The organism is Achromobacter sp. SIMBA_011, from assembly GCF_046535435.1.
GTDB classification, from domain to species: Bacteria; Pseudomonadota; Gammaproteobacteria; order Burkholderiales; family Burkholderiaceae_B; genus Achromobacter; species Achromobacter dolens.
This window is the reverse complement of sequence record NZ_JAWRWN010000007.1, coordinates 166,981-180,927: the sequence shown is the minus strand read 5'-3', so window position 1 is coordinate 180,927 and position 13,947 is coordinate 166,981. Positions and strand designations below refer to the sequence as shown.

General features: G+C 65.3%; 10 protein-coding genes. 5 read left to right on the top strand and 5 right to left on the bottom strand.

Annotation, left to right across the window (positions count from 1 at the left end):
• Window positions 1–18: 18 nt before the first annotated feature.
• Genes SB816_RS22610 through SB816_RS22590 form a run of 5 tightly spaced genes read left to right on the top strand, consistent with a single transcriptional unit; the run spans window position 19 to window position 4,217 of the window.
• Window positions 19–255 carry an acyl carrier protein gene (locus tag SB816_RS22610; protein ID WP_006392761.1) on the top strand — a complete coding sequence of 79 codons (237 nt, stop codon included), beginning with the start codon at window positions 19–21 and terminating at the stop codon, window positions 253–255.
• Window positions 236–1,414, top strand: coding sequence for a D-alanyl-lipoteichoic acid biosynthesis protein DltD (locus SB816_RS22605; protein WP_054503420.1), 1,179 nt, complete (start codon window positions 236–238; stop codon window positions 1,412–1,414). Before SB816_RS22610 ends, SB816_RS22605 begins: the two co-directional genes overlap by 20 nt.
• The gene (locus SB816_RS22600) at window positions 1,411–1,617 is read left to right on the top strand and encodes a hypothetical protein (protein WP_162876685.1); all 207 of its coding nucleotides are present in this window, start codon (window positions 1,411–1,413) and stop codon (window positions 1,615–1,617) included. The genes SB816_RS22605 and SB816_RS22600 overlap by 4 nt, the downstream gene beginning before the upstream one ends.
• 7 nt (window positions 1,618–1,624) lie before the next feature.
• A complete protein-coding gene (locus SB816_RS22595; protein ID WP_054503422.1) occupies window positions 1,625–2,752 on the top strand; it encodes an MBOAT family O-acyltransferase in 1,128 nt (375 codons plus the stop codon).
• 16 nt (window positions 2,753–2,768) lie between these two features.
• The gene (locus SB816_RS22590; protein WP_410547575.1) at window positions 2,769–4,217 is read left to right on the top strand and encodes a D-alanine--poly(phosphoribitol) ligase; all 1,449 of its coding nucleotides are present in this window, start codon (window positions 2,769–2,771) and stop codon (window positions 4,215–4,217) included.
• Between the two features lie 60 nt (window positions 4,218–4,277).
• On the opposite strand, the gene SB816_RS22585 is transcribed toward SB816_RS22590, so the two are convergent.
• From SB816_RS22585 to SB816_RS22565, 5 genes are all read right to left on the bottom strand, one after another.
• Window positions 4,278–4,838, bottom strand: a complete 561-nt coding sequence (locus SB816_RS22585) for a YggT family protein (RefSeq protein ID WP_054503424.1) — start codon at window positions 4,836–4,838, stop codon at window positions 4,278–4,280.
• A 167-nt stretch (window positions 4,839–5,005) separates the two neighbouring features.
• Complete coding sequence (locus SB816_RS22580; RefSeq protein ID WP_080977310.1) at window positions 5,006–5,635, bottom strand: histone H1-like DNA-binding protein; 630 nt, start codon at window positions 5,633–5,635, stop codon at window positions 5,006–5,008.
• Window positions 5,636–5,980: 345 nt separating this feature from the next.
• Window positions 5,981–7,180 (bottom strand): ribonucleotide-diphosphate reductase subunit beta, encoded by a 1,200-nt coding sequence (locus SB816_RS22575; protein WP_175145852.1) that lies wholly within the window; start codon window positions 7,178–7,180, stop codon window positions 5,981–5,983.
• 20 nt (window positions 7,181–7,200) lie between these two features.
• Entirely contained in the window at window positions 7,201–10,131 is a 2,931-nt protein-coding gene (locus SB816_RS22570) for a ribonucleoside-diphosphate reductase subunit alpha (RefSeq protein ID WP_054503425.1), read from the bottom strand.
• A 304-nt stretch (window positions 10,132–10,435) separates the two neighbouring features.
• The gene (locus tag SB816_RS22565) at window positions 10,436–13,942 is read right to left on the bottom strand and encodes an indolepyruvate ferredoxin oxidoreductase family protein (protein WP_410547595.1); all 3,507 of its coding nucleotides are present in this window, start codon (window positions 13,940–13,942) and stop codon (window positions 10,436–10,438) included.
• Window positions 13,943–13,947 lie beyond the last annotated feature (5 nt).

Below are 13,947 nucleotides of genomic sequence, written 5' to 3'. Positions count from 1 at the left end.
TGTAACGCCGCACTCTCTATGCATACCGAGCAAGAACTCCACACCAAGATCGGCTCCATCGTCGAGTCGATCGTCATGAAGAAAGTCACTCCCGATACGCAACTGATTGCCACTGGCCTGGTCGACTCGCTCGCCGCCGTGGATATCACGCTGGCGGTCGAGGCGGAGTACGGCTGCAGCATCCCGGCTCCCGAGATCGCGGAGCATCTGCAGTCGGTCCGCACGCTCGCCGGCTATGTCGCTGCCAATATTTAGCAATACCCGCCTGTTGTCCCACGTCGCAGCGGCCACCACGGCGGTGGCGCTGGCGTATGGGGCTTTCTGTGGCGCGGATGACGTCTTGTCCAACATCGTCCATCCGGTTTCGACGGTGGCGGCGTCCAAGAGCAACTACCTGCCCAATCTGGGGCCGGATTGGGGCACGCAGCACGTCAACCTGACCCGCCTGGGCAACGCGCTCAGCGACGGCACGCTGGTGGTGCTCGGCTCGTCCGAATTGTCCAGCCATGATCTGCGCTTTGTGCCTTACCGTTTCTTCCCCGAAGAACTGAAGGTGCCCACGCTGGCCTACGGCCACGCCATGTTCCAGTCGTATGGCATCGTCAGCGTGCTGGAGTCGGTGGCCGATTCGCTGACGCCGAACACGCGGCTCGTGATCATGGTGTCGCCGGCCTGGTTCGCCTCGGGCGGCCAGTTGCCGCGCAGCGCGTTCGCCGAACACGTCACCGGACCGGTCTGGGATCGCCTCTGGGACAAGCCCAGCACGCGCGAACAAATGCAGACCTGGATCAGCGACAACGCCAATTGGGGGCTCTTGTGGTTGATCGCCAATGGCCAGGTCGCCGAACTCAAGGACAAGCTGTCGCTGTGGTGGAACGCGCGCAAGGAGCCCGCGCCCGACCGTCCGCGCAGCAAGCTGTCGGTGCCCGCGCATCGTTTCGTGTCGTGGCCCTCGTCGGCCAGGCTCAATGCCGGCCAATGGTCGCGCCTGACGCACGAGGCGCGCGAAGTCGAGCACCAACTGGGCGGCAACAATCCCTACGACGTGCGCGACGATTACTACAAGCAGTACCTGGCGCCGCTGTATTCGCCGGCGCGCAACGAGTTCGCCAACGTCGATCCGCTCACCCGCACCGAGCTGGGCGACCTGTCGCGTGTCATGGCCCTGCTGCAACGGCGCAAGGTCAAGGCGTACTTCGTGATCCAGCCGTTCAATCCCAAACTCATCCTGGACGTCGAGCGTTTCGACCCGGTGGTGGCCGCCATCACCGGCATGTGCCAACGCTACCAGATGGGTTGCCTCGATATGTACAGCATTCCCTTCGAACCGGGCATGGTGCGTGATGACATGCATCTGGCCGAGCTCGGTTGGGCGATGGCGGACCAAGGCATAGCGGAGTACTTTTCCCGATGACCCCCCAACAGAAAACCGATGCGACGCCGGACGGCGCCGCCCAGGGGCCGGACGCCCGCAAGGCGGCCAAGGCCTGGGGGCGCCGCTTTTTCTGGCATCTCTGCCTGTATGTCGGGGTGATCCTGGTGTTCGTGCTGCAGGCGCAGCCCACCACGGGTAGCGGCGGACCTATCAAGGTCGAATTCCAATATCAACAGTTCTGACCGCAGCATGGAATTGTTCGCAAGCTTGAGCTTCTTCGGCGGCGCCCTGTTCGGCGGGCTGGGTCTGTTGGCGTATCGTTCGTTCGGCATGCCGCTGCGCATCGGCTATCGGCACGTCATCGGCGTGATCTGCCTGGGCGTATGGATGGCGGTGTTCTGGGCGCGTCCCTACCAGCCGATCGCGCTGCTGGCCATTTCGGGCAGCGCGCTGTGGGCCATGCGGCGCAACTACATCCCGACCTGGCTGGCTGTCATCATCACCATGACGCCGCTGCTGCTGGTCAAGACCGGCGTCTCGCACCTGGGCGCGATGCTGGGCCTGTCGTTCGCCACCTTCCGCGCCATCGACGTGCTGCTGTTCGCGCCGCGCAACGAGCGCGTGTCGCCGCTGGACTACTTCATCTACCTGTTCTTCCCGCTGACGCTGCTGGCCGGTCCGATGTACCGCTGGCGCTCCTTCCAGGCCGACCTCAAGCGCGGCTACGAAGGCGTGAACCTGAACACCTGGCTGGCTGGCCTGGAATTGATCATGCTGGGCGTGATCCAGAAGTTCGGCCTGGCCGAACTGATCTGGCGCTACGGCCTGTCGACCCTGGACGCGCACGACTACTCGTTCACCGGCGTGGCGCTGAACGCCTCGCTCTACAGCGCCTACCTGTTCTTCGATTTTGCCGGCTATTCCACCATGGCCATCGGTATCGGCATGCTGTTCGGCTTCACCCTGCCGATCAACTTCCGCAACCCGCTGGCGACGCTCAACCCGCAGGACTTCTGGCGCCGTTGGCACATCAGCCTGTCCGAGTGGCTGCGCGACGTGGTGTTCATGCCGATCTACAAGGCGCTGAGCAAGACCTCGTTCTTTTCGCGCCACCGGATGGCGGCGCAGAACATCGGTATCTTTGCCACGCTGCTGGCGATGGGCGTATGGAACGGCCTGTCGCTGCACTACATCGTCAGCGGCCTGATGTTCGGCGCGTACTCGGTGGGCCACAACCTGCTGATCAACGCGGCGCGTACCCGTCCGGCCCTGCAGGCCGCGCTGGCGCGGCCCGTCATGCGTTTCCTCGGACGCGTGCTCACCCTGATCCTGGCTGCCCTGGCGCTCTACGTGTTCAGCGGTCGCAGCCCCATCTGATGCCCGGAGTTTCGGCATGCGTTTCGACCTGAAGACCTTCCAGTTCGTTGACTCCGCGCGCGCGCCCGACGCGCTCGCGGTGGTCGGCGCCGACCGCAGCCTGACCTGGGCGCAACTGCGCGACGAAGCCACGGCCTGGGCCGACGAGGCGCGCGCGCATGGCGCGGCGCCGGATGTGCCGGTGGCCATCTACGGCCACAAGGAAGCCTCGTTCTTCGTTGCCATGGTGGGCGCGCTGCTGATCGGCGCGCCGTTTGTGCCCGTCGACACCATCTATCCGCCGGAGCGCCTGCGCCGCATTGTCGAGATCGTGCGCGCCGCGGCCGTGTACGATGCGGCCGCGCGCGGCTTCGAGCCGGGAGAGGGCGCCGAGCTGGCCGAGCGCGGCCTGGCCTACGTCATGTTCACGTCCGGCAGCACCGGCGACCCCAAGGGCGTGCAGATCGGCCGCGAGAGCGTGGGCCTGCTGGGCGACTGGATGCTGGGCAGCTTCGGCCTGGGCGATGCGCCGGTGTTCATGAACCAGGCGCCGTTCAGCTTCGACCTGTCGATGTACGAGGTGTTCGCCACGTTGGCCGCCGGCGGCACCTGCGTGCTGAATTCGCGCGAGCAGATTGGCGCGGCCGCGACCTGGATGAGCCGGCTGGCGCAGCAAGGCGTGACAACCTGGGTCTCGACCCCATCCTTCGCCCACCAGCAACTGGCCAACCGCGATTTCTCGCCGGTCACGCTGCCGACGCTGAGTACCTTCCTGTTCTGCGGCGAACCGTTGCCGGCGGCGCTGGCGAAGAAGCTGCGCCAGCGTTTTCCGGACGCCGTGATCCTGAACACCTACGGGCCGACCGAGGCCACCGTGGCCACCACCTGGATCGCCATCACCGACGCGGTGCTGGCGGCGCATGATCCGCTGCCCGTCGGCCATGCCAAGCCCGATTGCGAACTGCGCATCGAGGATGGCGAGATCTGCATCATCGGCGACCACGTCATGCGCGGTTACCTGAACCGCCAGGACCTGAACGAGGTCAAGCTGTTCGTGGCCGAGGATGGTCGCCGTGGTTTCCGCACGGGGGACCTGGGGCAACTGGACGCGGACGGCCTGCTGTTCTGCCGCGGCCGCATGGACGACCAGATCAAGCTGAACGGCTATCGCATCGAACTGGCCGAGATCGACGAGGCCCTGCATGGCCTGCCGGGCGTGGAAGGCGGCGCTTGCGCGGTGCTGCGGCGGCCGGACGGCACCGCGGTGCGCCTGATCGGCTTCGTTGCCGGCGTGGCCGCCGAGCAGGCCGAAGCCAGCCTGCTGGCGCAGGACGCATTGACAGGGTGGAAGGACAAGCTGGGGCAGCGCCTGCCGCCCTATATGGTGCCGTCCGAGCTGGTGGCGTGCGCGGCGCTGCCGATGTCGAACAATCACAAGATCGATCGCAAAAAGCTGATCGATATCTACGCCGCGATTCCGGCGTAAGGCGCCGCCGCGCGGCGTGCGCCAGGGACGGCCCGGTCAGTTCGCCGGGCCGTTGTCGTTTCACACGCCCATCATGCTGTAGCTCAGCCGCGCCAGCACCATCAGCAGGACCTGCGCCACGATCAGCAGCACCAGCGGCGAGAAGTCGATCGAGGTGCGCGGCAGCAGCCGCCGGATGGGATCCAGCATCGGAGCGGTCAGCGCCTGCAGCATCGGCATCATGGGCGCCATCGGGTTGACCCACGACAGCACCGCCTGGATCAGGGTCAGCCACACCACCAGGTTCAGCGCCCACTTGAGCGCCATCAGCAGCGCCGACAGCATGGCCGAGGGCAGCAGCACCGCGGGAATCAGGGCGCCGATGGCGACCAGCCAGATCAGCACCAGGTACACCAGCGCGGCCAGCCAGGTGGCCACCAGGCTGGTCCAGTCGATCTTGTTGCCCGCCGGAATGATCTTGCGCAGCGGCAGCACCAGCCAGTTGGTGGCCTGGTAGATGACGCGCGCCAGCGGATTGAAGGGATGCAGCCGTATCGCATGCATCCAGGCGCGGGCGATGAGCGCGGCGCCGAACAGCGTGAACGCGATTTCGAGCAGGAAGCGAAGAATTTCACCGAGCATGGGCGCGATCTACCTAATGATGACGGCTTTTATTGTCTCACGGCAATGCGGCAACGGTGGCGCCCGAGCCGTGCGAATACGTTTTCTTTCTTGGGGTGGAGGCGAATAAAAACCGCCTGGCCGAAGCCAGGCGGTTTGAGGTACTGCTACCGTTGTGACCGGTCCGATTACGGACGGCCACCCGTCGGGAACGGCCACGACGCGGCGGGGTTCAGCGCGGTCTTCGCGCCCGGGGCAGCGGCCGTGGACGGCGGCGTGGCGGGCTTCTTCGGAGCGGCTTTCTTCGCAGCGGGCTTCTTGGCAGCGGCGGGCTTCGCGGCAGGCTTGGCAGCCGGCTTGGCGGCAGGCTTCTTGGCAGCCGGAGCCTTCTTGGCTACGACTTTCTTGGCAACCGCCTTCTTGGCGGGGGCCTTCTTGGCAACCGCCTTCTTGGCGACGGCCTTCTTGGCTACCGCTTTCTTGGCGGGGGCCTTCTTGGCAACCGCTTTCTTGGCGACGGCCTTCTTGGCAACCGCCTTCTTGGCGACGACCTTCTTGGCCGCTGCCTTCTTGGCTACCGGCTTCTTGGCCGCGACTTTCTTGGCGACGGCCTTCTTGGCTACCGCTTTCTTCGCGACCTTCTTGGCGGCCGGCTTCTTGGCGGCAACCTTCTTCACCGCCGGCTTCTTGGCGGCGACCTTCTTGACGGCTACCTTCTTGACGGCAGCTTTCTTGGCCGGGGCGGCCTTCTTCGCTACTGCCTTCTTGGCGGCGGGCTTCTTCACCGCTTTCTTTACGGCTTTCTTGGCTGTTGCCATGGTCATGCTCCTTAGGTTCAGGGGTCCCAGAACTTAAACCCGTGCCCCGATCCGCCAACAAGGCGAACCGTGCCCGGGCTATTCATCGGCGCATGCCGCTGTTCTGTGCGAGCAACAGCTACTACGGTTTGCGCTAATGAATTCGGCACAGCCATTTGATATGGCCCCCGCTCCTTTGGCGCGAGCCATTTCAAATGGCGCCGGTGGGCAGTCTGATCACAGACCGCCTACCGCTTGTTCTACGTGTTCGAAAACACCCTGACCTGGGAGATCGCCCTCAAGGCCTGGCGCGAACGCAACGCTCTTGCAAGAGCGTGCCCGCGCCGGGCCCGAAGGCGAACTGCGTTACTCCCAGCTCAGCGTGCCACCGGTTTGGTATTCGATCACGCGAGTTTCAAAAAAGTTGCGTTCCTTCTTAAGATCGATCATTTCCGCCATCCACGGGAAGGGGTTCTCTTCCTGCGGGTACAGCGGTTCGATACCGATTTGCTGGCAACGACGGTTGGCGATGAAGCGCAGGTAGGATTTGAACATGGGAGCGTTCAAGCCCAACACGCCACGCGGCATCGTGTCTTCGGCGTAAGCGTATTCGAGTTCGACCGCTTTGCGGAAGAGTTCTCGAATTTCTTCGCGGAATTCCGGCGTCCACAGATGCGGATTTTCCAGTTTGACGGTGTTGATCAGGTCGATGCCGAAATTGCAGTGCATGGATTCATCGCGCAGGATGTACATGTACTGCTCGGCCGCGCCGGTCATCTTGTTCTGGCGACCCAGCGCCAGGATCTGCGTGAAGCCAACGTAGAAGAACAGGCCTTCCATCAGGCAAGCGAAGACGATCAGCGACTTCAGCAGCGTCTGGTCGGCTTCGGGCGTGCCCGTCTTGAAGTTGGGGTCCGCGATCGCGTCGATGAACGGAATCAGGAACTCGTCCTTGGCGCGGATGGACGGCACTTCGTTGTAAGCGTTGAAGATCTCCGCTTCGTCCAGGTCCAGGCTTTCGACGATGTATTGATAGGCGTGCGTGTGGATGGCTTCCTCGAATGCCTGGCGCAGCAGGAACTGGCGGCATTCGGGCGCCGTGATGTGGCGGTAGGTGCCCAGCACGATGTTGTTCGCGGCCAGCGAGTCGGCCGTGACGAAGAAACCCAGGTTGCGCTTGACGATGCGGCGTTCGTCCTCGGTGAGCCCGTTCGGGTTCTTCCAGAGGGCGATGTCGCGCGACATGTTGATTTCTTGCGGCATCCAGTGGTTCGCGCACGTGGCCAGGTATTTCTCCCATGCCCACTTGTACTTGAACGGCACCAACTGGTTGACGTCGGTCTGGCCGTTGATGATGCGCTTGTCGGCGACCTTCACGCGTTGCGAGGTGGCGCTGCCGCTGGCCGCCAGGCCGGCCGCATGCTGCGGCGCGGCCGGGGTCGGCATGGCGGTGTCGCCGAACACGCCGGTCGCCGCCCGGACTTCGGGCACAGCCTGCCCGCCCGCCGCGGGCGCGGGGGCTTGTGCAGGTTGCGTGGCGAGGGTGTCGTCTTCCCAATTAATCATGATTCATTCTCCGGAGGCGGTTATTGGCAGGCTTCGCACTCTTCGAAGCCGGGGTCGCCCGGCCGCATGGTGCAAACCGCCCCGAGAACTTCGGGTTCCGGCAAAACAGGTGCAGCGGACACGGGAGCCGCGGTGGACTGGCCACCGGCGCTGACGGCGTTCAGTTCGCCGCCGCGTCCCGTCGACTTCTCGGCGCTGGTGGCGCCAAGGGTACGCAGGTAATAGGTCGTCTTCAGGCCACGCTTCCAGGCCAGCTTGTAGGTGTCGTCCAGCTTCTTGCCGGAGGCGCCGGCCATGTAGATGTTCAGCGACTGGGCTTGATCGATCCACTTCTGGCGACGCGAGGCGCATTCCACCAGCCAGCTCGGTTCGACTTCGAACGCGGTGGCGTAGAGTTCGCGGAGTTCGGAAGGTACGCGATCGATGCGGGACAGGCTGCCGTCGAAGTACTTGAGGTCGGCGACCATGACTTCGTCCCAGAGACCGAGTTTCTTCAGGTCACGCACGAGGTAATCGTTAACGACCGTGAACTCGCCGGAGAGATTCGATTTGACGTACAAGTTCTGGAAAGTGGGTTCGATGCACGCAGATACACCAATGATATTGGAAATAGTCGCGGTTGGGGCGATTGCGATGCAATTGGAGTTGCGCATGCCATGTTGTTTGATGCGCGCGCGCAACGCATCCCAATCGAGCGTGCTCGATTCATCGACCTCGACATGACCGCCGCGTTCGTCACGCAGCATCTTCAACGTGTCTTGCGGCAGGATGCCACGCGACCACAGCGAGCCTTCGTACGATTGATAGCGGCCACGTTCTTCGGCCAGCAGGCTCGAGGCCCAGTAGGCGTGATAGCACACCGCTTCCATCGAACGATCGGCGAATTCGACGGCGGCTTGCGATGCGTACGGCACGCGCATCATCTGCAGGCAGTCCTGGAAACCCATGATGCCCATGCCCACCGGACGATGGCGCGCGTTGGAGTTGCGGGCCTTGTCGACGGCGTAATAGTTGATGTCGATGACGTTGTCGAGCATGCGCATGGCGATGCTGACGGTGCGCTTGATCTTCTCGTGGTCGAGTTCGAAACCGCCGCCAGCGGCCGGCTTCATGTGCGCGACCAGGTTCACCGAACCCAGGTTGCAAACCGCGATTTCGGATTCGTTGGTGTTCAGCGTGATCTCGGTGCACAGGTTCGAGCTGTGGACCACACCGACGTGCTGCTGCGGCGAACGGATGTTGCACGGATCCTTGAACGTGATCCACGGGTGGCCGGTTTCGAACAGCATCGACAGCATCTTGCGCCACAGGGTCAGCGCCGGCATCTTCTTGAACAGCTTCAGGTCGCCGCTGGCAACGCGCGCTTCATAGCCGACGTAGGCTTCTTCGAAGGCCTTGCCGTACTTGTCGTGCAGGTCGGGGCAGTCGGACGGCGAGAACAGGGTCCATTCGCCGCCTTCCATGACGCGCTTCATGAACAGGTCGGGAATCCAGTTCGCCGTGTTCATGTCGTGGGTGCGACGGCGCTCGTCGCCGGTGTTCTTGCGCAGTTCGAGGAATTCCTCGATGTCCAGGTGCCACGATTCCAGGTAGGTGCAGACCGCGCCCTTGCGCTTGCCGCCCTGGTTCACCGCCACGGCGGTGTCGTTGACGACCTTCAGGAACGGGACCACGCCCTGGCTTTCGCCGTTGGTGCCCTTGATGTGGCTGCGCAGCGCGCGCACCGGGGTCCAGTCGTTGCCCAGGCCGCCGGCGTACTTGGCCAGCAGCGCGTTTTCCTTGATGGCGTCGTAGATGCCTTCCAGGTCGTCGGAGACGGTGGTCAGGTAGCACGACGACAGTTGCGAGTGCAGAGTGCCCGAGTTGAACAGCGTCGGGGTCGAGCTCATGAAGTCGAATGACGACAGGATCTCGTAGAACTCGATGGCGCGGGCTTCGCGATCGGTCTCGCGCAGCGCCAGGCCCATGGCCACGCGCATGAAGAACACCTGCGGCAGTTCGATGCGGGTGCCGCGGATGTGCAGGAAGTAGCGGTCGTACAGGGTCTGCAGGCCGAGGTAGCCGAACTGCAGGTCGCGCTTGGCGTTCAGGGCCTTGCCCAGCTTGGTCAGGTCATAGCTGGCCAGGTCGGGCGACAGCAGGCCGCCTTCGATGCCGCGGGCGATGAAGGTGGGGAAGTATTCGGCGTAGCGGGCGGCCATGCCGTCCTGCGAGACTTCCTCGCCCAGCACTTCCTTGCGGATCGTGTGCAGCAGCAGGCGGGCGGTGACCTGGCTGTAGGCCGGGTCCTTCTCGACCAGCGCGCGCGCCGACAGGATGGCGGACTTGAACACTTCGTCGACGGGGATGCCGTCGTACAGGTTCTTGACCGTTTCCTTCAGGATGGCTTCGGAGTCGATGAATTCGGCCAGGCCTTCACCGGCGGCGACGATGGTGGCGCGCAGTTCGGCGATGTCCAGCGGACGGCGGACACCCGCGTCCGTGACATGCAGCACGTTTTCCTGGGGCACGGCGTCGGCTTTCTGCTGGCCTTCGGCGGCCGCGGCGGCGGCGCGTTCCTGGGTGCGCTTTTCGCGATAGAGCACATAGGCGCGGGCGACGTCATGCTGGCCCGAACGCATCAGCGCCAGTTCGACCTGGTCCTGGATGTCTTCGATGTGGAAGGTGCCGCCGCCCGGGCGGTTGCGCACCAGCGCGTTGACGGCCTGGGTCGTCAGTTGTTCAACCAGCTCGCGCACGCGGGCCGAGGCTGCGCCCTGGCCACCGTTGACGGCCAGGAAGGCCTTGGTCATGGCGATGGCGATCTTGCCGGGTTCGAACCCGACCACCGAGCCATTGCGGCGGATGATGTTGTAGCTGGCCCATTGCCCGCCGTTGGCGTCGGCCGGGGAATCGGTTTGAGAGGGCGGCACGGCCGAAGGCCGGGTCACAGAGGCGATCGTAGTCTGCATGGAAGCTCCTGTGCGAAAAGCGCGTAGATAGCGACATGACGACGTCATGTCAGGTACGAAATTTGGATCTTATTGAGGGGGTCGCAACGCTTGGACGGACGAATCCGCATGGCGTGGCCGACGAGTATCAGCGGTTAGGCGACCACAACATATAGTGTAGCACCCCTCGTTGGACACTAATTCTAGTGATCGAGTACGACAGCTACAAGAAGAAGATAGGATCAGGTTCCCAAAACATTGTTACTAAATGCACTGGGCGCGCCTAGCAAGGCGCGCCCAGGAGAATGCCGCTCAGCGCGAGTGTTTATGCGGTTTTCCGCAGGGGTACATCGCGCGGGGCAGGCGCCGTATAGCTTTGCATCAAGCGGGCCAGCTCCGTCCTGTACTTCTCGACGTTCGCAGCCTTCACGTGGCCGAAGCCGCGGATGGTTTCTGCAAGGGCGGCGATTGTAGCCGCTTGCGCCAGGTTGTCGCGATTCAACCCTGCGAGCAACTGGTCTATGGTCTGGCGGTATTCGACCACCAGGGCCCGCTCCATCTTGCGCTCGGCCGTGTGGCCGAACGGATCGAACCAGGTGCCGCGCAGGCGCTTGAAGCGGGTCAGCAGCTTGAGCGCGGTCATGGTGCGCGGGCCGAGCGTCAGCTTGCGCGGCACGCCGGTGCGCGGGTCCTTGCGCGCGAAGATCGGCGGCGCCATGTGGAAGCGCAGGCTGTAGTCGCCCTCGAACTGGCCCTTGAGCTGGGCCTGGAAGGCTTCACCGGTATAGAGGCGGGCGACTTCGTATTCGTCCTTGTAGGCCATCAGCTTGAACAGGCCGCGCGCCACCGCCATGGCCAGGCGCGGCGTCCTGGCGTCGGGCGCCAGCTCGCGTTCGCGCGCGGCGACGCGTTCGACCACGTCGCGATAGGCCTGCGCGTAGGCGGCGTCCTGGTAAGCGGTCAGGTCCTCGACGCGGCGCGCCACGGCGCGCTCGAACGTTTCCGGCACATGCAGTTGCACCACCTGGGCGCGCGGGCGCAGCGCGCCGTCCAGCGCGTCGGGCTGGTGCGCGGCCAGGCGGCCGCTGTCGAACGCCGCGCGGTTGGCGGCCACGGCGACGCCGTTCAGTTCGATGGCGCGATTGATGGCGGCCTGCGACAGCGGCACGCCGCCGCGCTGCCAGGCGTAGCCCAGCATGAACATGTTCGACAGGATGCTGTCGCCGAACAGGGCCAGCGCGGCCTCGTGCGCGTCGATGGCGGCGGTGTGGTCCTCGCCCGCCGCGTGGCGGATCTTGGCCAGCAGCGCTTCCGGCCGCATGGCGGCGTCCGGGTTGCGGGTGAAATCGGACACCGGCGCGACATAGGTGTTGACGGTGACCTGGGTGTGGCCGCGGCGCAGCGCGCCGAGCGAGTCGGGCGCCACGGCGGCGACCGGATCGCACAGGATGGCGGCGTCGGCCTGCTGCCAGTCCAGGCGCACCGGGCCGGCGGCCGCGCCCGCGGGCGCCAGGCGGATGTGGCTGACGACCGTGCCGCCCTTCTGCGCCAGGCCGGTCAGGTCCAGCACCGCGGCCGACAGGCCTTCCAGGTGCGCGGCCATCGAGACGATGGCGCCGATGGTGATGACGCCGGTGCCGCCCATGCCCGCCACCAGCAGGCGGTAGGGACGCTCCAGCGCCGGCGGTTGCGGCAGCGGCAGTTGCTGGATCAGGCGTTGCAGGCGTTCCTGGTCGGCCTTGGGCGCGGCGCTCTTTCTGGGCTTGCCGCCCATGACCGAGACGAAGCTGGGGCAGAAGCCTTCGGCGCAGGAGTAGTCCTTGTTGCAGCTTGACTGGTCGATGGCGCGCTTGCGGCCGTAGGGCGTTTCCAGCGGCACCACCGACAGGCAGTTCGATTTCACGCCGCAGTCGCCGCAGCCTTCGCACACGGCGCTGTTGATCAGCATGCGGCGGGCCGGATCGGGGAACTGGTTCTTCTTCCTGCGGCGGCGCTTTTCGGCGGCACAGGTCTGGTCGTGGATCAGCACGGTGACGCCGGGAATCTCGCGCAGCTCGCGCTGCAGGGCGTCGAGCTCGCGGCGGTGATGCACCTTGATGCCGGCGCCCAGGTCCACGCCCCGGTATTTCTCGGGCTCATCGCTGGTGACGACGATGCGGGCGACGTTCTCGCCGCGCAGTTGCTGGCAGATCTGCGGCACCGAGATCGGGCCATCCACCGGCTGGCCGCCGGTCATGGCGACGGCGTCGTTGAACAGGATCTTGTAGGTGATGTTGGCCTTGGCGGCCACGGCCTGGCGGATCGCCAGGTAGCCGGAGTGGTAGTAGGTGCCTTCCCCCATGTTCTGGAAGATATGCGGCATCCTGGTGTAGCGCGACAGGCCGATCCAGTCGACCCCTTCGCCGCCCATCTGGGTCAGGCCGCCGGTGTCGCGGTCCATCCAGGCGGCCATGTAGTGGCAGCCCACGCCCGACAGCGCCTGGCTGCCTTCCGGCACCTTGGTCGAGGTGCTGTGCGGACAGCCGGAACAGAAGTAGGGACGGCGGCGCATGCCGTCGGCGTCGTTGGACAGCATATCCTGGCAGTCGAAGGTGGCCAGGTCGACGCCGGGCTGCAGGCCGGCGCTGCGCGACAGCCATTGGGCCAGCGGCCGCGCCAGCAGCGACGGGCGCAACTGGCCGGCGGACGGCACCAGCGTCTCGCCGTCGAAACCCTTCTTGCCGACCACGGTGGCGCGCTCGGGCAGGTTGAACAGCAGGTCCTTGAGCTGGGTCTCGACCACGGCGCCTTTTTCCTCGATCACGAGGATGTGCGAGAGGCCGCGCGCGAACTCGAGCATGCGTTCGGCGTCCAGCGGCCAGGTCAGGCCCGGCTTGTAGATGCGCACCGGCGCGTTGGCGGTGACGGTGTCCACCCCCAGGCGCGTCAGCGCTTCCATGGCGTCCAGGTGGGCCTTGCCGACGGTGACGATGCCGACGGTGGCCTTGGGCGCCGGACAGGTGAGGCGGTCGATGCTGTGGCGGCGGGCGAAGGCGGCGACCGCCTTCATGCGCAGGTTCATGCGGGTTTCGACCGCCAGCGACAGGAAGTCGCGGGCGGAGTATTCCAGCGCTTCCGGCGGCAGGTCGGGATCGGCCGGCATGTCGTAGTGGCGCACCGGCGCGGGAGTGAACGAGTGACCGCTTTCGATGGTCTCGGACACGGCCTTGAAGGCGACCCAGGCGCCGGAGTGGCGCGACAGGGCCCAGCCCCACAGCGCGAAGGTCTCGTATTCGTCGATCGAGGTCGGGTGCACGATGGGCATCTGCCAGCCGATCAGCGAGGCTTCGCTGGCGTGCGGGATCGAGGAGGAGACGGCGGTGTGGTCGTCGCCCACCACCACCAGCACGCCGCCATGGCGCGAGGCGCCGGCGGCATTGCCGTGGTGCAGGGCGTCGCCGGCGCGGTCCACGCCGGGGCCCTTGCCGTACCACATGGCGAAGACGCCATCGACGTTGCGGTCGGCGCGCATGCCGGCCTGCTGGGTGCCCATGACGGCGGTGGCGGCCATGTCTTCGTTTATGCCGGGCAGGAACGAGATCTGGTTGGCGTCCAGCGCCTTCTGCGCCTTCCACATCGCCATGTCGACGCCGCCCAGGGGCGAGCCGCGATAGCCGGAGACGAAGCCGGCGGTGTTCAGGCCGCGCTCGCGGTCGATGCGGCGCTGGGTCAGCATGATGCGCACCAGGGCCTGGGTGCCGGTCAGGAAGATGCGGCCGGTCTCGCGGGTGAGGTTGTCGGCGAGCTGGTAGTCGAGGTCCAGCGTGGGCTCGGGGGCGGGGGTGCCGTCCATCATGA

Excerpts from the sequence above, each read along its gene's own strand:
- SB816_RS22585 (WP_054503424.1), bottom strand. The coding sequence starts at position 4,838 with ATGCTCGGTGAAATTCTTCGCTTCCTGCTCGAAATCGCGTTCACGCTG.
- SB816_RS22610 (WP_006392761.1), top strand. The coding sequence starts at position 19 with ATGCATACCGAGCAAGAACTCCACACCAAGATCGGCTCCATCGTCGAG.
- SB816_RS22575 (WP_175145852.1), bottom strand. The coding sequence starts at position 7,180 with ATGATTAATTGGGAAGACGACACCCTCGCCACGCAACCTGCACAAGCC.
- SB816_RS22605 (WP_054503420.1), top strand. The coding sequence starts at position 236 with ATGTCGCTGCCAATATTTAGCAATACCCGCCTGTTGTCCCACGTCGCA.
- SB816_RS22580 (WP_080977310.1), bottom strand. The coding sequence starts at position 5,635 with ATGGCAACAGCCAAGAAAGCCGTAAAGAAAGCGGTGAAGAAGCCCGCC.
- SB816_RS22590 (WP_410547575.1), top strand. The coding sequence starts at position 2,769 with ATGCGTTTCGACCTGAAGACCTTCCAGTTCGTTGACTCCGCGCGCGCG.
- SB816_RS22565 (WP_410547595.1), bottom strand. The coding sequence starts at position 13,942 with ATGGACGGCACCCCCGCCCCCGAGCCCACGCTGGACCTCGACTACCAG.
- SB816_RS22570 (WP_054503425.1), bottom strand. The coding sequence starts at position 10,131 with ATGCAGACTACGATCGCCTCTGTGACCCGGCCTTCGGCCGTGCCGCCC.
- SB816_RS22600 (WP_162876685.1), top strand. The coding sequence starts at position 1,411 with ATGACCCCCCAACAGAAAACCGATGCGACGCCGGACGGCGCCGCCCAG.
- SB816_RS22595 (WP_054503422.1), top strand. The coding sequence starts at position 1,625 with ATGGAATTGTTCGCAAGCTTGAGCTTCTTCGGCGGCGCCCTGTTCGGC.